Below are 18257 nucleotides of genomic sequence, written 5' to 3'. Positions count from 1 at the left end.
CGGTGCGGTAGACTGCTGTCTACGATCAAAATGGCCGGAAGGAGAAATCCTTCCGGCCATCTACGTTGGAAAAATAGCTGGTAATTATACGTGAGAAACATGTTGGACGGGAACTTGAGAATCTACAGATGGCCGGATCAACTCGTAGGCGAGATTCTCCATTTCCCCTGCGGCTACCCTGTTTGCTTGCCACTTTCGTTGAAAATCCCCTGTTGTCGAGAGTGTAACTAGGAGGGCTGCGACGGTTGCCAGGAACGCCGCGATATCTGTTCTCAACTTCGGACTGTCTCTCAGAACTTCAAGTTTCAGGAATAAGGCTGCAAGAGCACTCAAAGTAGCGGAACCGAAGAGACAGCCAAAGTAAGCAGCACTCCATCTGACAGTATTGCCACGGAACTCATGATAGTTTTTGATAATTACTTGTCCAAATTGTTTGGTTTCTGGCCGAAACAACTCGGTTATATCTTCCATAGCAAGCCCTCGGCGCGGTTGGTTGTCAGCCGTGTAGGTGACACACAACACAACGACGATGGTTATGATCATGATTAGAACAGTTGAGATCAGAACGATTTTGGCTGGTTTCCTCGACACGATCATCCTCCACTTTTCTCTTGGTCGCAGCAGAACTCGTCGACTTCGTCACCATGAATCGTCGAGTTCTACTGCGCAGCTATTTGCATCCGCTGCATTAGCATTGTTGTGCAATTTACACCTACACCCCTTTACTTTTAACAATAATCTTAAACAAAAAGGCTACACCGACAAGCTGAAAAATATCTAACCAAGGAATCAATTTATGGGAAAATATAATTGGCACAGCTCGACACAATAACTCGAAAAGCAACAAACAAATAAATATATAACCTGCTGGATGAAACTTAAGAGAAAGGTCAAGGTCACCATTATATAATGCCACGATGCTCCTCGTTAATCCACACATAGAGCATTCTTCACCTGTATATTGTTTAACAAAGCAAGTAGGCGGAACCAATTTAATGGGGCATGAGTACCTATTTACATTTGGCATATCAAGAGTAAATGGAGTAATCACCGCCACACTAATCAAAAACAGCAATACTAAATTTACGAATTTGTACTGCTCTGAAATATCAGGCATCATTGACGCTGTTTACTCATCTGCTCTAACTGTTGTTGAGCATTTTTTCCAGCTGTAACAATACTAAAATACTGCCATCCAGAAATAACGACGCCAATCAGGCTTATTGTTAAAGCTACAATAGCAAATGTTTGTTTTGCCTTCTGAGAGTAAGCGACACCTAATGCTATCGCAGATATAATAGCCGCTGGAATACCAACATAGAAAGCAATAGAACCAATGCAGGGTATAAATGATCCAAGCATACCGATTAAACCGAATACCAACCCTATTACAGATAAAGCAGTTACCGTTCCAGAGTCTTTAAGCCCTTCAGACATGTGAATTCATCCTTTTCCGTTTATTTAAAAATTTAACGACTAGAAATTAAAAACATTTTTCATTTTTAATTAAGTTTTCTTAGCGCATTTACAACCTCCTTTCGATATTGCGAATATGATGATCATCGATTAATCCGGTGAAATATTTAGCTATATAGAGTCAAAAAGTGGCCTGGCCCCATTTATTATACGAAATGGGAAACAATATCTGGCCGCTGTTTTTTCATACCCCTTCTCCAAGTGAGCGTTTTTTTGAAGGGTAATATATTGAAGCTATGCGGGCAGAATTGAATAATAAATCGACTTCATTCGTATTTTTTCGCTAGCCGTAAATAATTCGATTCTAAATGAGCCTGGCCAGTTCATTTTGATGTGCTTGCCCTGTCATTCATAACCTCTTCAAAGCAAGGATCACTCATTATATTTTTGTATTTATTACCATTCGGAAGGTCGGCTGCTATGCATGTCCTGATATCTCTTTTCCTTTCTTTTGATTTTTCAGGCTCTAGATAGAAATGTTTTTTTAATGTTTCGCATGACATTTTTGAATTCCCCAAGATGGCATATATTATTGATAACGCACCATACCGATAGCTGCTCTCATAAAGACTATTTGCCATATTCAATTTATTTATTGCTTCATCATATTTTTTGTATACATACAACATATCAGCTTCATTAGTTAAAATTATGGCTTTATCTTTTGATGAATTAAACTCTGATATCAAAATAAATTTATACCCCTTAGCATAATTTTTAATCTCTGCATAAATATCGCTTATTATTTTTGCATCATAAGAATGATATCCGTTGAGTTTAACAATTTTTTCTAATGACTTTCCTTTATTTATCATTTTTCTAAGAGAAAAACTCCCTTCTATAAATTTAATAGTTATTATATTTTTCCTATCTTCGCTTACTAAAAATTTCATTTTTCTTTCATTTATATATGAATTGCTATCAAATTTATCCTGCACGTACTGTACCATTTCAGTATTCGCGTATAAATGTATACTTGACAATGCAGATATAACAGGTATTAATTGCAGGTAAACTAAAAGTAATTTGCAATTCATTTTATTTCCTCAAAATATTTTATCTAGATCCAACGTTGAAATAACCAGCTAACTCCAGCGAGTCCGGTAGATTGATTGACGGCATAACCTTATCGTTATTTTAATAATTCTCCATATCTAGTAGCCTTTAATTCCATCGTGTTTCATAACCTGTGTCGTTCCAGCCAATATCGCTTGGGCAGTTGGTATTCAAATATTCATGCATAGGAATTTTTATTCCTGAATGAGCCTTCCTCCCAGGGCAAGCGCATGAAATTCTTAGCCAACAAGTACACTGCCAAGAAACCGATTGTCGCAAGCTGCTCTGAATTGTCTTTGCTTGAACTCATTTTGGTTTTCTCTCGTTGTAGCAGATTACGAGCTATATGACTCAGTACGGCAAAATTCTCGGGAGCATCGTCTTTTCGGATTCGGCCCCCATCTTCACGAAACGCAACATCAAGTACATAGTGAAGAAAGTTTTCTATGCCCCAATGAGCTCGCACAGCTTTGGCAAAGAGTTCGGCGTTGTTTTCTTGGCTCGAAATATAATAGCGGCATTCAGTAGTTTTTTTGTCTTTTTCGTGCCGCTCAGACACAACAACACCTATTGTCCACAGCCCCTTCCACTGTACGATCATGGGCAACTCGGCAGCATCAGTTGTGTAATGGGAACGGATCTCGTGGCGACCATGGCCTTTGCATTCGTTTTGGGAGAAATCAAATGTATCGCTATTGAAGATCTCTACATCTGCCTGACTGAAAACTGTTTCAACGGCTTTAAGCAATGTGCTTTTATTGCATTGACAATTAGCCCCTCAACTTTGTCTTTAATCATGCTAAGTTCAAAAATCCTTGTAAATACTTCAATATCCGCAAGGCCTTCTTTTTTTATATTTTGTATTGCCAACGCAATAGAATCATTAACTTTCATCCTTATCTCTTTCTGAACAAGTAATTATCCGGAAGACTGGCCGACGCTGTCTTCAACAGTCCTCTTACAGTATGACAAGCTCATTTTTTGAGAAAAATAATCTGTAATTTTAGTCAATTAGGCCAAATCGGTTAAAGCTAGCTGTCAGTACCATTCTTCTGGGTAACACCACCCAAAATCATATTACACTCACTTTTCCGTACGTAAATGAAGGCCGTCATGCTGCCTGTACCATCGCAATAACCCATGATTCTGCGAGTCACGATGCTTCCAATTTACACGTAAATTATCCAGCATCTGAATTCCTTGTTATTTTCCCGAATCCGTGACGGCGGGTGGTCACTGAACAACGCATCTTTTTAATAAGACGACGTATTTTTACAAATTCATGTATTGTTCAGTTGCACCCGCCGCCCTTTGGGGCATCCATTAGCACGCCACCTTCATTGCCTGTAACATACCGATAAAGTTTACTTTAATCGGCATGTCACAAACAACGAAACTGGCGCACTGATAAATGCTCACGGATGAAGGATTTTGTTAAAGCATCCTCTTCCAATCAAAAAATACAGTAGAACGTTATTTTTTCCTGTACCACAAATCCAGAGACCTCTCAACAATACAAATTGTCTATTTTCAGCAAGTTAGACTACAATTCGCCTTTTCGATACCACGTTGTTCCCATCCATTATATTAGAAATTCATAAAGAACTATGCAGCCCCAAGGGGTTCCGCCTGAGCGGAAGCCAACAGCCCACCCTGTCCCCACGAGGAGACAGGTGCTTGACAAAAAGCTATTGGGGGCCGTTTTTCACGGGTGCATCCGATATTTATGGCAAATTATTCTCGATACACTACATGCAGCCATCAGCATGGATAATCAGCATCCATATATGGCGCCAAACCTTTAAATCCCACAACTGTCGGATGCACCCGTTTTTCACCGTCCCTCTTCCTCGTTGACAAGAGAGGGTCAACGAAAAGAGCAGTTCTCCAGATTATCTGGAGAACGGTCTATCTTCTGCTGTCCATACCAAAAAAAACAGCGGCAAACGGTCAGAGGCCATTGTCAGGATTGGGGTCTGCTCATTTTTACCATTAATCTTTTTACAACAGCCTATTTATACTGTAGTTTTTTTAAATATGGTTTTTGTGACATCTGACGGAGGCTGATGAACACTCACTAATTCCGCAATATTCTGCATCCCCGCTGTAGCTGAACTTACTGCTTGCAGCCCAACACAAGAGGTGGCTGTTGAACGAATTTCAAAAGCAGAAAATGAACGGTTGAAACGGGAGCTGGAACAGTCGCACCCCACAGCCCTCCCTAATCTGCCCCACAGCCATCGCAACCGACCAAACCAAAAGTCCCATTTTTTAAACGCTGGTGACAGCAGACAATTTGACTACAAACTTTTTTCCCAAGCCCTGTCAGGAGCTTTTATGGTTCGTTGTACAGCAACCTGGCCTTATTCTTTTTCCGTGTGGCCATTGATTCTCAGGTGCCAGGCATGACAGCAAGCTCAGCCATCTCTTCGCAAAGAACAGGTCCAAAGCAGGCACTGACACTTGCCGACGTCAGCAAGACCTTTAGTGTAGAACAGCAAACAATCACGGCCCTGAATCAGGTAAGCTGTACGATCACCCCACAAAAGGTGACCGGGCTGATAGGCCCTGATGGTGCGGGAAAAACTACCCTGATGCGGCTCTGCAGCGGCTTACTGACTCCGGAAAGCGGCGAGATCTGTGCACTGGGTATTGATGTGGTTGCGCAGCCGCTCCAGGTGCAGGCAAGTGTGGGCTATATGCCCCAACGCTTTGGGCTTTACGAAGACCTCTCTGTTCTGGAAAACCTTGATCTTTATGCTGATCTGCAAGGCGTTGCCCTGACAGCCCGAGCTGAACGCTACGATCAGTTGCTCTCCATGGCGGGGTTGGAAAAATTTCGCAGTCGTCTGGCCGGGCGCCTCTCCGGCGGTATGAAACAAAAGCTCGGATTGGTCTGCACGCTGGTCCGGCCCCCCCGGTTATTACTTCTTGATGAGCCCACGGTTGGGGTCGATCCGGTTTCTCGGCGAGAACTCTGGGAAATTGTCTACCATCTGGTTGAAGCGGAGGGAATGACCGTTCTTCTCAGCACAGCCTACCTGGATGAGGCAGAGCGCTGTGCCGAGGTGATCCTCATTCATCAAGGCCGAATTCTTGGCCATAAAACTCCACAGGAATTCAGTGATCAGGTGGCGGGACGCACCTGGATGGTGCGTGCGGATAGTCTGGGCAAACGGTCTCTGCAAAAACAAATCAGCCACGATCCTGAAGTATTGGATGCGCTGGTCATGGGGAAGGCTATTCGAGTCGTCAGCCATGACACCAGCCCCCTGCAACTGACACAACTTGCCCAGGAGACCAAGGTAGAAATCACTGCTGCCGCCCCCCGCTTTGAAGACTACTTTGTGGCCACACTCAAGGAAGAACACTCCAATGGCAACGGCAACGGTGAGATTGCTCTGGCCCAGGTCGGCAGCAAGCAAAGCGATGACCAGGTTATCACCGTCGATAACCTGGTACGGCAATTTGGTGATTTTTATGCCGTCAACCATGTAAGCTTTCATGTGCACCACGGAGAGATCTTTGGCCTACTCGGCGCGAACGGGGCCGGAAAAACAACAACCTTTCGCATGCTCTGCGGCCTGCTTCCCATCTCCAGTGGGACCTGCACCGTGGCCGGGATGAACCTGCGCACCGCAGCGGCAGCCGCTCGCGCGCGTATTGGCTATATGGCCCAGAAATTCTCGCTCTATGAAAATTTAAGCGTGATGCAAAATCTAAAATTTTTCAGCAGTGCCTATGGGTTGGGTGGGGCTAGACGACAACGGCAGATCGATTGGGCCATAGAGACGTTTGATCTCCATGATTTTATCTCCGCTGAAAGTCAATCTCTGCCGCTGGGCTATAAACAGCGGCTTGCCCTGGCGGTTGCCCTGATGCATGAGCCCGAGGTGCTCTTTCTCGACGAGCCAACCTCGGGCGTTGATCCCCTTGCCCGGCGCGAGTTCTGGGTTCAGATCAATTCGCTGGCCGACCAGGGTGTGACCGTCCTGGTCACGACTCATTTCATGGAAGAAGCCGAATACTGCGACCGGCTGGTAATTATGGCCGAAGGCAAGGTCCTTGCAGAGGGAACACCGGAATCGATGAAAGAATCCTTTGAGCGGGATGGTCAGGAAGCCACCATGGAAGATGCCTTTATCGGGCTTTTGGAAGCCAATACCGCAAAGAGGAGTGATGCATGAGACCGGGCCGCTTGATGCGCCTTAAGGGGATGATGCGCAAGGAATGGCTTCAGGTCATTCGCGACCCCTCAAGTATTGCCATTGCTTTTTTCCTGCCCATTTTACTCCTGGTTATCTTTGGTTATGGCGTGAGCCTGGACGCTCAGGATGTGCGCATCGGTATCGTCGTCGAGCAGCGGGACCAGCCTTCGCTGAGCTTTGTCGGCGGTTTTGAGCAGACCCCCTATTTTCACCCGAGCACTTTTCTCTCAATCCAGGAGGCCGAAACAGCCCTGCGCGCAGCAGAGATCGATGGTATTGTCTGGGTACGTCAGACATTCGGCAGCGACTACCTGACCGGCCAGTCTCCCCCCATTGGCTTGATCGTTAACGGTGTGGACGCCAACACCGCTCGCTTGATTCAGGGCTATGTGCAGGGAATCTGGGGATCCTGGCTGGAGCAACAGGCGGAACTGCGTGGAGGTGAGCTGACGCCGCCGGTGCAGCTGGAGCAACGGATCTGGTACAACCCCGAAGTCCGCTCCACCGATTTTCTCGTCCCTGGAGTTCTGGCGGTGATCATGACCCTGATTGGTGCCCTGCTCACCGCCCTGGTCATTGCCCGGGAATGGGAGCGCGGCACCATGGAAGCCCTGCTGGTTTCCCGAATATCTGCCCCGGAAATTCTGGTTGGCAAGTTGATCCCCTACTTTATTTTAGGCATGGGCGGCCTGCTTATTTCCCTGGCCATGGCCTCTTTTCTCTTTCATGTACCCATGCGGGGATCGCTCTGGTTGCTGCTGACCACCTCCGCGCTCTTTCTCTGGGTGGCGCTCGGTATGGGCTTTTTTATCTCTACCGTCTTTAAATCCCAATTTGTGGCAGCTCTGGTGGCCATGGTCTCGACATTTTTGCCGGCCTTTATTCTTTCGGGATTTATTTTTGATATCCGCTCCATGCCTGATCTGGTGCAGTGGCTGACGCACCTGATTGCTGCGCGTTACTATGTGTCGATTCTACAGACCCTCTTCCTGGTGGGCAATGTCTGGAGTGTGATCCTGCCCAACAGTGCGGCACTCGTGCTTATGGGGCTTTTTTTTCATGGGATCGTATACCGCAAAACGCATAAGAAACTGGAGTAACTCTTTGGGGCACTTACTCCTCATTCCTGAACCTACATTAACCAATCACCGTATTATTCATCGACAAGGAATCCCTCATGGGTGGACGACTCTGGGCCCTGATCATCAAAGAATTTCTCGCTCTGTTTCGCGATAAAAAAAGCCGCATGGCTGTGATCTTACCACCGCTCGTGCAGCTACTCATCTTTGGTTATGCAGCCACCTTTGATCTGGAACATGCGACTCTTGCCATCTTCAATCAAGACCAGGGGAATTTTTCCCGTGAGCTGATCGGTCGTTTTGAACGCTCAACCGGCTTTGATATCGTGGGCTACCTCCAGTCGGAGTCACAAATCACCCCGCTTATAGACGGTGAAGGAGCACTTCTTGTACTGCGGGTTGGCGAGCAGTGCTCCCAGAAGGTGGCCCTGGGAGAAAGCTGTCCGGTTCAGGTTTTGATCGATGGCCGTAACTCCAACACAGCCATGCTGGCCCTGAATTATGTCCGCACTATCATCACGACTTTCAATCAGGAAAAGGCGGCCCTCAAAGGCAACGGCTTACCGGCACAGCTCAATATTCGCGCCTGGTTCAACCCCAATTTGGAGAGCCGCTGGTTTATCGTCCCTGGCATCATTGCCCTGCTGGCGATGATCGTCACCCTAGTGGTAACCGCGCTTTCCGTTGCCCGAGAACGTGAGGCCGGCACCTTTGACCAGCTGCTGGTAACTCCCCTGCGCCCCTGGGAGATACTGATCGGCAAGGCCATGCCCGGACTCATCGTCGGTGTGGGTGAGGCGTCGCTTATTATTACAGTGACCGTCTTCTGGTTTAAGGTCCCTCTGGTTGGCTCGCTTTTGGTCCTCTACCCCGCTCTGATTATCTACATACTCTCCATCATCGGGGTTGGCCTGATGATCTCTTCCTTTTCCACCACCCTGCAACAGGCGCTGCTGGGGGCTTTTCTCTTTATCGTTCCAGCGGTGATCCTTTCCGGTTTTTCCACGCCCATCGCCAACATGCCCCAGATCATGCAAGCCATGACCTACCTTGACCCCATGCGCTACTTCCTCACCATTGTACGCCGTGTGTTTTTGGAAGGTGCTGGCCTCCATTATTTCATCCATGATCTCTGGCCCATGTCGTTGATTGCTTTGGTCACACTCTCCATGGCGACTTGGTTATTCAGGCATCGCATGTATTAGCCAAACCGGTTCATTTTTTGCTTATCTTTTCAGGATTTGCCGTCCATGGTATGGGACCAGACTATTCCCCTGAATCCTGAGGAGTGTCCATGCAGAAAAAAATTTCCTTTGGCCTGAGTTTTAAGATTCTCACGGTACTGGTTTTCTACATCGTCGCAATTTCAATGATGGCTTTTGTGAGCCATGAAGATCTGGTGACCACTGAGAAAAAAGTTGGCATTTTAGAGTCTTCTTACGGCGTTCACAACATCGTGCTCGAGGCGCGCCGTTTTGAAAAAAACTTCTTTCTTTTTGGGCATAAAGAGGCACTGCAGGAAAACAAACGTATCCTCAACGAGGCCATTGAACTTGGTGAGCGTATTATCAAACGCGACAAAAACCTGGCGGTCAATCCCCGCATTCGTGAGCTTAATCGACAGATAAAGACCTACCTTCACACGATTGATCAACTTCAGGCGCTTCAGCAGACAGATCACCTTGCCGAAACAGAGCTTGCCGACACCATCCGCACACAGGGAAAAATTCTCTCCGAAATTAGTGAACAGCTTGTATTTTTTGAAAAAGACCAGATCCACCGCATGATTTCTTTGCTGCGTGGGCAGCTCTTTTCCTGGTCGTCCATGGCCATCTGTATCGGCATTTTACTGGCCGTCTTGATTGTCTACTTCATCTTCAAACCACTCTCAGTCATCAAAAAAGCCACCTTTGATATCGGCAAGGGAAAATTTCGCAAGATTGAGGTTATAAACACGCGCGATGAAATCCAGCAGGTCATGGAAGCCTTTAACATCATGGTCTCTGAGCTTGAACGGCGCCAGGACCAACTCATTCAGGCTGAAAAACTCTCCTCCCTGGGTACGCTGACCGCAGGTGTTGCCCACCAGCTCAACAACCCGTTGAACAATATTTCCACCTCCTGCCAGATAGCGCTTGATGAGTTCGACGGTGGCGACACCGTGTTCATGAAAAAAATGCTCACCAATATCGATCAGGAAACCCTGCGCGCGCGGGATGTTGTCAAAAGCCTTCTGGAGTTCTCACGCGCACAGGATTTCTGCCTGCGGGAGATTCAACTCTCGGATGTGGTCAAAAAATCGGTTCTTCTGGCACGAAGTCAGGTGCCACCGGACATCACCATGACCATCGATATTCCCGAGGACCTGGTCTTTCATATCGATGTGCAGCGGATGCAGGAAGTTTTTATTAATCTGATTATTAACGCAGCCCAAGCCATCGAGCGGCATGGTGAAATAGCCATTACCGCCAAAATCGACTTTATCAATATGTTGGTCGTGATCAAGGTCCGCGACACAGGCAGTGGTATTTCCGCGGAAAATCAAGCAAAAATCTTTGACCCTTTCTTTACCACCAAGGAAGAGGGACAGGGAACGGGGTTAGGCCTCTCTGTTGTCTACGGCATAATTCAGAAGCATGAGGGCACAATTACCGTGCAAAGTGTCCCCGGTCAGGGTACATCCTTCATCATTCGGCTTCCCTTTCTCGGCGAGAAGGACCAGCCCCTGAATCTTTGACAGCGAGTGATTGCTCACGGATTCTGGAACACCTAACCCAACGGTATGAATAATTTAAAAATTCTCATCGTGGACGACGAACCAATCGCCCGCGAAAACCTGGAACACATCATTGCCAAAGAGGGGTACCAGACACGGGTAGCCCGAGACGGCGAAGAGGCAATCAATCTGCTCAAACAGGAGGAGATTAACCTGGTCCTCACCGACCTGTGCATGAAAGGCAGGGACGGAATGGAGGTTCTGGGTGAGGCCAAGCAGCTCTGGCCTGATGTCGAAGTGGTGGTCATTACCGGGCACGCCACCGTGGATACGGCGGTGGAAGCCATGCGGCGTGGTGCCTACGATTACGTGGCCAAGCCTTTTAAGATCAACGAGCTGCGCATGATCGTGGAAAAGGCGCTGGAAAAAAACCAGCTGCGCAAACAGATCAATGTGCTGCGCCAGCAGGTTGATTCGCACTCCGGGTCGCGGCGAATTATCGGCCAAAGCGCCAAAATGCACGCCTTACGGGAAACGATCCATCAGGTTTCCCAGCTTGACTGCAATGTCCTTATTCAGGGAGAGACCGGTACCGGCAAAGAACTGATTGCCCGCACCATTCACGAGCTCAGCCCCCGATCTAAAAAACGGTTTGTGGCCTTTAACTGCGGTGTATTTACCGAAGAGCTGATAGCCAGTGAACTCTTTGGCTATGAACAGGGTGCTTTTACCGGGGCCAGCAAGGCCAAAAAAGGACTGCTTGAGATGGCTGAAGGCGGGACGGTCTTTTTTGACGAGGTGGGTGAACTCCCGCTGTCCATGCAGGTCAAGCTGCTGCGGGTTTTGCAGGAACGCAAGGTGATGCATGTGGGGGGAAACCAGGAGATCCCGGTTGATTTTCGCGTGCTGGCAGCAACAAACAAAGACCTCAAGCGGGAAACCGAAACCGGCGATTTCCGCTCTGATCTATTCTACCGACTGGACGTTCTCACCATTAACGCACCTGCCCTTTCCGAGCGTCGAGAAGACATCCCCCTCCTGACCCACCATTTCCTTGCCAAACACGCCGCCACCGGAAGAACGGTTCCCCGCCTTTCGTCGGAGGCGGAACAGCGGCTCATGAGCTACGAATACCCCGGCAACATTCGAGAGCTGGAAAATATAGCCCAACGCCTGCTCATTACCTGTGAGGGCGACGTGGTTGCTCCCCAGCATGTGGCCACGGTCTTCGGTGATACCGACTGGACCCCGGTTCGTGATACCCGTGAGCAATGGCCAACCCTTGTTGAACAAGAAAAGCAATACATTCTGGAAGTGCTTGATGAGGTCGAGGGCAACAAATCCGCGGCGGTCAAGATCCTGGGGATCGACAGGGTATCGCTCTGGCGCAAAATTAAGCGCTATGGCCTGGAAAATCCGGACGCATAACACTTCACACACCACCTTCCCTCTCTTCTTTCCCGCCATTAACGTTGCTCACTGCAACACTCCCCTGCTCGCATGTTGCATCTTGCAACGCCTTCTCAAACACCCTTCCCTTTCAGGCCCAAAACTGTTGCATTTTGCAACACAACCATAAACTTTTTCTTCTTCGGATGACAAAAAACATTATAAATACAGCGCATTAACACGCAGACATAATTGGCACAATAATTGGTTATCCTGGAATGCAGAGAGTACAGCCGATTGATCCGGTAAGCAGACGCAATATCATCCACACAAAACGCTACAGGTATCTTACGTGAAAGTAGAATTGGGAATTTTTCAGGAGCAGAAACGAATTGACGAATATCTCGAATCCAAGGGCATCAAGCACAACGATATCGTTGTAGCCGGCCCCTTTGCCACGCATTTACAGGCAAGCCAATGGATGGATTTCATGGAAGAAAAGCTGGGCAAGGGTAAGGTGAAGCGTCATTCAATAGGCCTGATGAACAGACAGCCATGGTATGGCGTGGCCTTTGAAAAAAGTGAGGCAAAAAGAAGCACCAGGGGGAGTAAACAATCTCAGCCTGCCGCAAGTGCTCACTAAGTAAGACTTTCATGAAGAGAGATTACCCGCGAAGCTCAGAAAAAACGAGTGTACGCTTCCTGCTTGCTCTTTTTCAAGTGCAAGTGGCAAAGCCTTGAAATATTCCCCCTCTGTCGCGGGCATGGCCCGCTCCTACAAACCTCCGGTGCATTGAGGGTATAGGAGCAAGCCATGCCCGCGATAAATATTTGAGCTGAGCTTCAGCGACTATCTCACCCCTCCGAAGATACGGGCTTTTTCTTGCGTCTTCGTCGCCGCCTTGGCACCTTATCTTTAGTCTCTGAGCTTGCGGTGTTGTCAGCCTGCCCAGCTTCGCCTGCAGCAGTTGAGGGGGTGGGTCGCCTTCTTCCTCTTCTGGCTGGCTTTTTTTTGCGGCTGTTACGTGGAGGACGCTTGTAATCGGTGACATAGAGGCTATCGTCGGCCCACTGGCTTTCAATGGCATGCCCTATATAGGCCTCAATGGCCTCAAGGTTCAGCGCCCCTTCCTCATCTGCCAGGGAGATGGCCTTGCCGTCAGCTCCCGCGCGCGCCGTACGCCCAATCCTGTGGACGTAATCTTCAGGATCTTCCGGCAGATCATAGTTGACCACATGGGTGACCCCTTCAATATGGAGCCCACGTGAGGCCACATCGGTGGCAATGAGAAAAGGCAGGTTCCCAGCCTTGAAATCACGCATGATTTTCAGCCGTTTTGCCTGGGCAACGTCGCCGGAGATGATACGGCTCGTGATCCCGTTGGCCTCCATCAACAGTTGCAGGCGTACGCCTTCCCGCTTGGTGTTGGTGAAGACCATGGTCCGTTCCATATTCTCCTGGGCAAGCAGGCCAAGCAACAGGGAAAATTTCTCATCACTGCCCACATGATACAGTGACTCCTCCACCCTGTCTGCGGTAATCGTATCGCCGCCGACAGCGACCTTCTCCGGCATGTTCATGAATTCATAGGCCAGCTCCATCACCCGGTGACTTAGCGTAGCTGAGAACATCAGATTCTGGCGCTGATCAAAGGGTGGTAAACGCCTGAGCAGAAATCGAAGATCTCCGATAAAGCCCAGATCAAACATGCGATCCGCCTCATCGATGATCAACATCTCCACCTTGGAGAGGCTATAGACCTTCTGTTTCAGATAATCGATGAGCCTGCCTGGCGTACCGATAAGGATATCAACGCCCTGCTTAAGACCATTGCGCTGTTTTTCATAATCAACCCCTCCGTACACTGCCTGAATGGAAAAACCGCACTGGACGCCGAGTTGCCGGGCATCCTGCTCAATCTGTACAGCCAGCTCACGGGTGGGGGCTAAAATAAGGGCGCGGGGATGGTTCCCGCCGTTGCCTTCGGGATTATCGAAAAGTTTTTTGTACAGGGAGATAAGAAAGGCAGCGGTTTTACCGGTACCGGTCTGGCCTTTACCGGCAACATCGCGGCCGGCAAGGGTAAGAGGAAGGGTGAGTTCCTGGATGGGGGTGCATTCTTTAAAGCCTGCTTCGGCAATACCCTTGCCGAGGGGTTCTGGCAATGCCAGTTCTTCAAATCGCATTCAGCTTCCTTGGTTGTCTCCGGACAGTCATGTGTATGGGGCTTCTCATCACGGGAGATATAAATCTCCCGAAAGATAACTTCGTGCCGGAGTTGACAGTTTCTTTAGGTCAATCCACCTGAAAATCAAGCAGGATCGAATCCCTGGATGGGGTGAATTGACGGTAGATGGTTTTGGACTTCTCAAGCATGATCTTCGATGCCCGGACCGAGTCGCTCTCTTTGTACTTATCGGAGAGGTAAATGATTTCTCGAATGCCTGCTTGAATAATGACCTTGGTGCACTCGTTACAGGGGAACAGAGCCACATAGAGGCGGCAATCCCGCAGGTCATAGGTGATGGAGTTGAGCACGGCATTGAGCTCTGCATGGCAGACGTAGGGGTACTTGGTATCGAGAAAGTGCCCCTCACGGTCCCAGGGCAGCTCATCATCTGAACAGCCCCAGGGAAAACCGTTGTAGCCAACGCCAACAATCTTGTTTTGAGAGTTGGCTACACAGGCACCAACCTGAGTGTTGGGATCTTTGGAGCGCTGACCGGAAAGGATGGCCACCGCCATAAAGTATTCATCCCAGGAAAGATAGCCCTCTCGTTTTGTCACCATACCCTCCCTTGACTCACTGGGCCTGCTGCTGAGTCTTGAACTGCCGTCTTTTCTCACGCCAGCTCGGTGTAAGGCCCGCGGCCTGATAGACGAACTTCTTAACGGCCTGAAAATACATCTGCCCGACCTTGGCAATAAGCGAGTTGTGGTCTGCACCGGGAATGATTTGAAACTCCTTTTTCCTGGCACCGCTCTCGGCCTGCAAAGTCTCTGACTGCCACAATGGAATCAACTGATCATACTGCCCATGCAAAATATAGGTCGGTTTCTCAACCTGACGAATCTTGCCCACGTTGTTAAAACAGTCCTCTTCAGACAAGCCCATAGCCTCTAAGTCGACGCCAAGCGTCTTCGCCAGAGGAATAGTGCGGGCAAAGCCTGATTCAATGATCAGGCCGGCAATTCGTTCACTGTGATTCAGGGCAATATCAATGGCACATGCACTGCCCAGTGAACGGCCTTTAACAAAAACAGGCCCGGTGTATTCCTGCTCTTTGAGCCAGTCAAGTGCCTGCAGAAAAACAGTGTTGCAATCTGGCAGGAAGGTGCTGGTTAAAGGTGTGCCGGTGCTCCAGCCGTAGCCACGGTATTCGGCAACCAGCAGGTTTATCCCCTCCTGGCCGTAACAGGGGCCGATTTCATCGTAATCGGGGATGATCTCTCCGTTACCATGGAAAAAGATCAGGGTGGGATACTCCTTGGAAAAGGAGTGCATTCTACAGGCAACCCTCACATCCGTATCCACAGAAACCGAAAAGTCGATGGCTCCTTCGGGCGGGGTGTTCTGGGCAACTTGGGTGGGGTGAAACAACAGTTGAGTGATTTCAGGACGATCCATGAGCGTAGCGTTCTTCTCTATTCTTTATAATCTTATTTCGATGATGATGTTGAGTCGTCGGACGAGCCGTCTGTGTCCTTCTGCGGGCGGTTCCGCTCACAGCCGCCTGGGGTACAGCCGGTCTTGCAATAATAGCCAAAGCCCGATTCCCAGGTGATACCACCACGGGGACAGTGGGTAATATAGTCGGCGTACTGGATCAGGCGATTGACAATACTCTTGGGAACGGAGTGTTCCATTTTACAGGCAGCCTCATCCGCTTCGACCGAGTCGACACCTAGAACCTGGACCATAAAATTGGCCAGGGCTTCATGGCGGGCAACGATATCTTCTGCCTGGACCAGCCCAGCTTCGGTCAGGGTAATCAGGTCGTAAGGTGCGTAGTTAATAAGCCCCAGCGAACTGAGAGTACGCAAGGCGTTGGTCACAGACGATGCACGCACGTTAAGCCGCTTGGCAATATCTTTGGCCCGGGCGACTTTCTTTTCACGGGCAATATGATATACCGCCTCCAGGTAATCTTCCTGGCTGGCGCTCAATTGTTTTTTTTTGGTCATAAGAGCAAAAATTGTCGTTCTCGTAAAAAGCCTTAAGAGCGACCTTTCAAGCTTCCCAACTCTCTGATTTTAGGATGCCTGATTATTAAATTTTTAATTATTTAGGGATTCGGGTTATCTTTAGGTTCATCATTACCGCACCTAAAAAATTTTGGCTACCTCCAATCCATCCGCAACGATGAATGCTCGCAAATTCAGTAAAAAAACACCCTGCATTTTTGCAACAACCTGAATCCAGGACTCTTTTATCACTTTTCCCCTTGCCATGATTGCATTCATCAGGGAAAATACCTACTCTAGCATTCATCAAGTTGAAAATGAAACACTTTCTCTCTGGGCGAGGGGGGTGTATCTGGTGCAGGAAGTCTTTTTTAATGAAACAGATTACATTTCGAGCAGTTACAGCATTAACACTGGGAGCGGCCACACTTTTTGGTAGCGCAGATGGTCCACTTTGGGCTGCAGAACAGGCAAAACCAGGACTCGTCTCTCCCATCGAGCTGCCCCGCTTCATGCACCTGAGTGCCCAAATCCTCAATGATCGACTCTTTTGCAGTAATGAGTACGAAAAGAGCACCACACCCATCGACACCGGGTTTTCTGTCTGTTTCATGACCGATAAACAGTTGGTCTGGGCCTTTGGTAAACGGAACCGGCCCCCCCTTGAATTTGCCGCTTCCCCCTTAGGCGACACCAGAAAAAAACCCGCTGAGCAGCATCTGGTTATCCAGCCTCTGCACGTGCATCTGGGCAAGTACACGCCTCTGTTCAAACAGTTCTACACCCCTATGGGAAAAACACGCTACATGAGCGTGGACGGACGGTCCCAAACCGAACAGGCATGGTTACAGCGCCAACAGGAAGCCAAGGAACAAAACCCTGCAAACAGTCTTGAGCGCTTGTTAAGCTCTGATGAAGAGCCCGAATCCCCCCCCATTCGCTATCGATACAGCATGGATCGCAGCTCCGCTGTCATTGCCGGGGTTGGCTGGATTTATGACATCGCCGACACCACTGGCATGGCGGAAACATTTGCCGAAATGGGCTATGACACCATAGAACGAATGGGCGCGGTGAACCTCACCCTGGGGTACAGTTACAACTCGTTTACCTTAACCGGGGGATATATTCACGCCTTCGAATCCCGCTATGAATTGGAAGAGGCAAGCCGGGAGGGCCAAAAGAATGACCCCACCGCCTGGCGAAGCCAACTCGCTTACAACACACGTTTTCTCAACCATCCCGCCAAGTTTGCCGTGGGATATCAGAAATCCTCGGAAACGCTTTGTCATTATCTTCCCGAAGAACGGTATACCACCAAAGCCTCGTTTCTGCTCCGTGATCGCACCACCCTCTCCCTGGAATATTATAAAGACAGGGAGTATGCCAGCAGTGATGGTGGCAATGCGTACGGCATAACCACCAAGTTAGGGTTTCAGTTCTAAGCCCCCTGTCATGGATTCAGGTCTTATTGAATTCGCACAACCCAGGCTCCATCGGCTGTCCCATCGGCAATGAGTGTGGCCAACTGCTGCTGAAGGGCTACTGAAGCGGCTTCAATAACTTCTCCCCCCTCGTTAAACGCCAGCACCTCCAGAGGCCGATTTCCCTCGTCATCAGTTTGAATGGCAATATCGGCGTAGACCTCAATGTCAGGATAGTTCTCCTGCATGAATTTCATGATGATCTGCCCCTTGAGTTCAGCAAGGTTATCTGCACTCTGGGCCAGATCGTAGCCTTCTTCCTTAAACAGTCTTCCGCTCATGATGAGATCGGTGACGACAATCTTGTTAATTTCCATCTCCTTCTCCTTTCCTGAACTTGCAACTTGCAAATTTGAGCCCCGCCTGCATCTGCGCAACTCATTGAAAATCTAATTCGTCTGGCGCAGTCTATACCACAGAGAGGATAGAGGGCCAAGCAGAAGGCCTGACTGATTTGGAGGTTTTTTTAAACCCAACCTCGAGTGAAGGAGCGTTTCACCGATAATTGCGGCGGAGGTTTCAACAAAAATTAACCTAATTTTAAGCAACTGAAACAGACATCGTCTTGAAGCAAACCGTCCCAACCCAGTACTATAGCCTCAGTCCGAGGCATTCATTGGCGCGGCGGGTGAGGCTGAACAACAAGTGGGTGTCTTGAATAAT

Annotated in this window: 18 protein-coding genes; 7 read left to right on the top strand and 11 right to left on the bottom strand. The window is 48.8% G+C overall.

The features are described from left to right. Window positions 1-84: 84 nt before the first annotated feature. The 6 genes from JWJ90_RS14300 to JWJ90_RS14275 all read right to left on the bottom strand — a co-directional run bounded on the left by JWJ90_RS14300 (window position 85) and on the right by JWJ90_RS14275 (window position 3426). Window positions 85-471, bottom strand: coding sequence for a hypothetical protein (locus tag JWJ90_RS14300; protein WP_205227910.1), 387 nt, complete (start codon window positions 469-471; stop codon window positions 85-87). Between the two features lie 241 nt (window positions 472-712). Beyond that, window positions 713-1120 (bottom strand): DUF2752 domain-containing protein, encoded by a 408-nt coding sequence (locus JWJ90_RS14295; RefSeq protein ID WP_205227909.1) that lies wholly within the window; start codon window positions 1118-1120, stop codon window positions 713-715. Beyond that, window positions 1117-1437 carry a hypothetical protein gene (locus tag JWJ90_RS14290; RefSeq protein ID WP_205227908.1) on the bottom strand — a complete coding sequence of 107 codons (321 nt, stop codon included), beginning with the start codon at window positions 1435-1437 and terminating at the stop codon, window positions 1117-1119. Before JWJ90_RS14290 ends, JWJ90_RS14295 begins: the two co-directional genes overlap by 4 nt. 362 nt (window positions 1438-1799) lie before the next feature. After that, complete coding sequence (locus tag JWJ90_RS14285) at window positions 1800-2369, bottom strand: hypothetical protein (protein WP_205227907.1); 570 nt, start codon at window positions 2367-2369, stop codon at window positions 1800-1802. Window positions 2370-2710: 341 nt separating this feature from the next. Next, on the bottom strand, window positions 2711-3280 hold the full coding sequence (locus JWJ90_RS14280) for an ISAs1 family transposase (protein ID WP_205227906.1): 570 nt from the start codon (window positions 3278-3280) through the stop codon (window positions 2711-2713). Further along, window positions 3238-3426, bottom strand: coding sequence for a hypothetical protein (locus tag JWJ90_RS14275; RefSeq protein WP_205227905.1), 189 nt, complete (start codon window positions 3424-3426; stop codon window positions 3238-3240). Before JWJ90_RS14275 ends, JWJ90_RS14280 begins: the two co-directional genes overlap by 43 nt. Before the next feature lie 1511 nt (window positions 3427-4937). Here JWJ90_RS14275 and JWJ90_RS14270 point away from each other — a divergent pair. The 6 genes from JWJ90_RS14270 to JWJ90_RS14245 all read left to right on the top strand — a co-directional run bounded on the left by JWJ90_RS14270 (window position 4938) and on the right by JWJ90_RS14245 (window position 12567). Next, complete coding sequence (locus tag JWJ90_RS14270) at window positions 4938-6719, top strand: ATP-binding cassette domain-containing protein (RefSeq protein WP_205227904.1); 1782 nt, start codon at window positions 4938-4940, stop codon at window positions 6717-6719. Next, a complete protein-coding gene (locus JWJ90_RS14265; protein WP_205227903.1) occupies window positions 6716-7840 on the top strand; it encodes an ABC transporter permease in 1125 nt (374 codons plus the stop codon). The genes JWJ90_RS14270 and JWJ90_RS14265 overlap by 4 nt, the downstream gene beginning before the upstream one ends. Before the next feature lie 77 nt (window positions 7841-7917). After that, a complete protein-coding gene (locus JWJ90_RS14260) occupies window positions 7918-9024 on the top strand; it encodes an ABC transporter permease (RefSeq protein ID WP_205227902.1) in 1107 nt (368 codons plus the stop codon). An 89-nt stretch (window positions 9025-9113) separates the two neighbouring features. Next, complete coding sequence (locus JWJ90_RS14255; protein WP_205227901.1) at window positions 9114-10556, top strand: ATP-binding protein; 1443 nt, start codon at window positions 9114-9116, stop codon at window positions 10554-10556. 45 nt (window positions 10557-10601) lie between these two features. Next, window positions 10602-11963: a sigma-54-dependent transcriptional regulator gene (locus tag JWJ90_RS14250; protein ID WP_205227900.1), complete on the top strand. Its 1362-nt coding sequence runs from the start codon at window positions 10602-10604 to the stop codon at window positions 11961-11963. A gap of 313 nt (window positions 11964-12276) precedes the next feature. After that, a complete protein-coding gene (locus JWJ90_RS14245) occupies window positions 12277-12567 on the top strand; it encodes a hypothetical protein (protein ID WP_205227899.1) in 291 nt (96 codons plus the stop codon). A 212-nt stretch (window positions 12568-12779) separates the two neighbouring features. On the opposite strand, the gene JWJ90_RS14240 is transcribed toward JWJ90_RS14245, so the two are convergent. From JWJ90_RS14240 to JWJ90_RS14225, 4 genes are all read right to left on the bottom strand, one after another. Then, window positions 12780-14111: a DEAD/DEAH box helicase gene (locus JWJ90_RS14240; protein ID WP_205227898.1), complete on the bottom strand. Its 1332-nt coding sequence runs from the start codon at window positions 14109-14111 to the stop codon at window positions 12780-12782. Window positions 14112-14220: 109 nt separating this feature from the next. Beyond that, on the bottom strand, window positions 14221-14715 hold the full coding sequence (locus JWJ90_RS14235) for a deoxycytidylate deaminase (protein WP_205227897.1): 495 nt from the start codon (window positions 14713-14715) through the stop codon (window positions 14221-14223). A 13-nt stretch (window positions 14716-14728) separates the two neighbouring features. Further along, window positions 14729-15553: an alpha/beta hydrolase gene (locus tag JWJ90_RS14230; RefSeq protein WP_205227896.1), complete on the bottom strand. Its 825-nt coding sequence runs from the start codon at window positions 15551-15553 to the stop codon at window positions 14729-14731. 32 nt (window positions 15554-15585) lie between these two features. Beyond that, on the bottom strand, window positions 15586-16110 hold the full coding sequence (locus JWJ90_RS14225; RefSeq protein WP_205227895.1) for a metal-dependent transcriptional regulator: 525 nt from the start codon (window positions 16108-16110) through the stop codon (window positions 15586-15588). A gap of 374 nt (window positions 16111-16484) precedes the next feature. On the opposite strand from JWJ90_RS14225, the gene JWJ90_RS14220 reads away from it, so the two are divergent. Beyond that, on the top strand, window positions 16485-17555 hold the full coding sequence (locus JWJ90_RS14220) for an LbtU family siderophore porin (RefSeq protein ID WP_205227894.1): 1071 nt from the start codon (window positions 16485-16487) through the stop codon (window positions 17553-17555). A gap of 23 nt (window positions 17556-17578) precedes the next feature. Here JWJ90_RS14220 and JWJ90_RS14215 read toward each other — a convergent pair whose 3' ends face one another. Further along, window positions 17579-17911 carry a hypothetical protein gene (locus tag JWJ90_RS14215; protein WP_205227893.1) on the bottom strand — a complete coding sequence of 111 codons (333 nt, stop codon included), beginning with the start codon at window positions 17909-17911 and terminating at the stop codon, window positions 17579-17581. Between the last annotated feature and the right edge of the window lie 346 nt (window positions 17912-18257).

Source organism: Desulfobulbus rhabdoformis, assembly GCF_016919065.1.
Classification (GTDB): domain Bacteria; phylum Desulfobacterota; class Desulfobulbia; order Desulfobulbales; family Desulfobulbaceae; genus Desulfobulbus; species Desulfobulbus rhabdoformis.
The sequence above is the reverse complement of the archived record's forward strand: the minus strand, read 5'-3'. Positions and strand labels throughout refer to the sequence as shown.

Bases quoted from the DNA above. Each gene is read 5' to 3' on its own strand.
- JWJ90_RS14300 (WP_205227910.1), bottom strand. From the start codon at position 471: ATGGAAGATATAACCGAGTTGTTTCGGCCAGAAACCAAACAATTTGGA.
- JWJ90_RS14295 (WP_205227909.1), bottom strand. From the start codon at position 1,120: ATGATGCCTGATATTTCAGAGCAGTACAAATTCGTAAATTTAGTATTG.
- JWJ90_RS14290 (WP_205227908.1), bottom strand. From the start codon at position 1,437: ATGTCTGAAGGGCTTAAAGACTCTGGAACGGTAACTGCTTTATCTGTA.
- JWJ90_RS14285 (WP_205227907.1), bottom strand. From the start codon at position 2,369: ATGAAATTTTTAGTAAGCGAAGATAGGAAAAATATAATAACTATTAAA.
- JWJ90_RS14275 (WP_205227905.1), bottom strand. From the start codon at position 3,426: ATGAAAGTTAATGATTCTATTGCGTTGGCAATACAAAATATAAAAAAA.
- JWJ90_RS14270 (WP_205227904.1), top strand. From the start codon at position 4,938: ATGACAGCAAGCTCAGCCATCTCTTCGCAAAGAACAGGTCCAAAGCAG.
- JWJ90_RS14265 (WP_205227903.1), top strand. From the start codon at position 6,716: ATGAGACCGGGCCGCTTGATGCGCCTTAAGGGGATGATGCGCAAGGAA.
- JWJ90_RS14260 (WP_205227902.1), top strand. From the start codon at position 7,918: ATGGGTGGACGACTCTGGGCCCTGATCATCAAAGAATTTCTCGCTCTG.
- JWJ90_RS14255 (WP_205227901.1), top strand. From the start codon at position 9,114: ATGCAGAAAAAAATTTCCTTTGGCCTGAGTTTTAAGATTCTCACGGTA.
- JWJ90_RS14250 (WP_205227900.1), top strand. From the start codon at position 10,602: ATGAATAATTTAAAAATTCTCATCGTGGACGACGAACCAATCGCCCGC.
- JWJ90_RS14240 (WP_205227898.1), bottom strand. From the start codon at position 14,111: ATGCGATTTGAAGAACTGGCATTGCCAGAACCCCTCGGCAAGGGTATT.
- JWJ90_RS14235 (WP_205227897.1), bottom strand. From the start codon at position 14,715: ATGGTGACAAAACGAGAGGGCTATCTTTCCTGGGATGAATACTTTATG.
- JWJ90_RS14230 (WP_205227896.1), bottom strand. From the start codon at position 15,553: ATGGATCGTCCTGAAATCACTCAACTGTTGTTTCACCCCACCCAAGTT.
- JWJ90_RS14225 (WP_205227895.1), bottom strand. From the start codon at position 16,110: ATGACCAAAAAAAAACAATTGAGCGCCAGCCAGGAAGATTACCTGGAG.
- JWJ90_RS14220 (WP_205227894.1), top strand. From the start codon at position 16,485: ATGAAACAGATTACATTTCGAGCAGTTACAGCATTAACACTGGGAGCG.
- JWJ90_RS14215 (WP_205227893.1), bottom strand. From the start codon at position 17,911: ATGGAAATTAACAAGATTGTCGTCACCGATCTCATCATGAGCGGAAGA.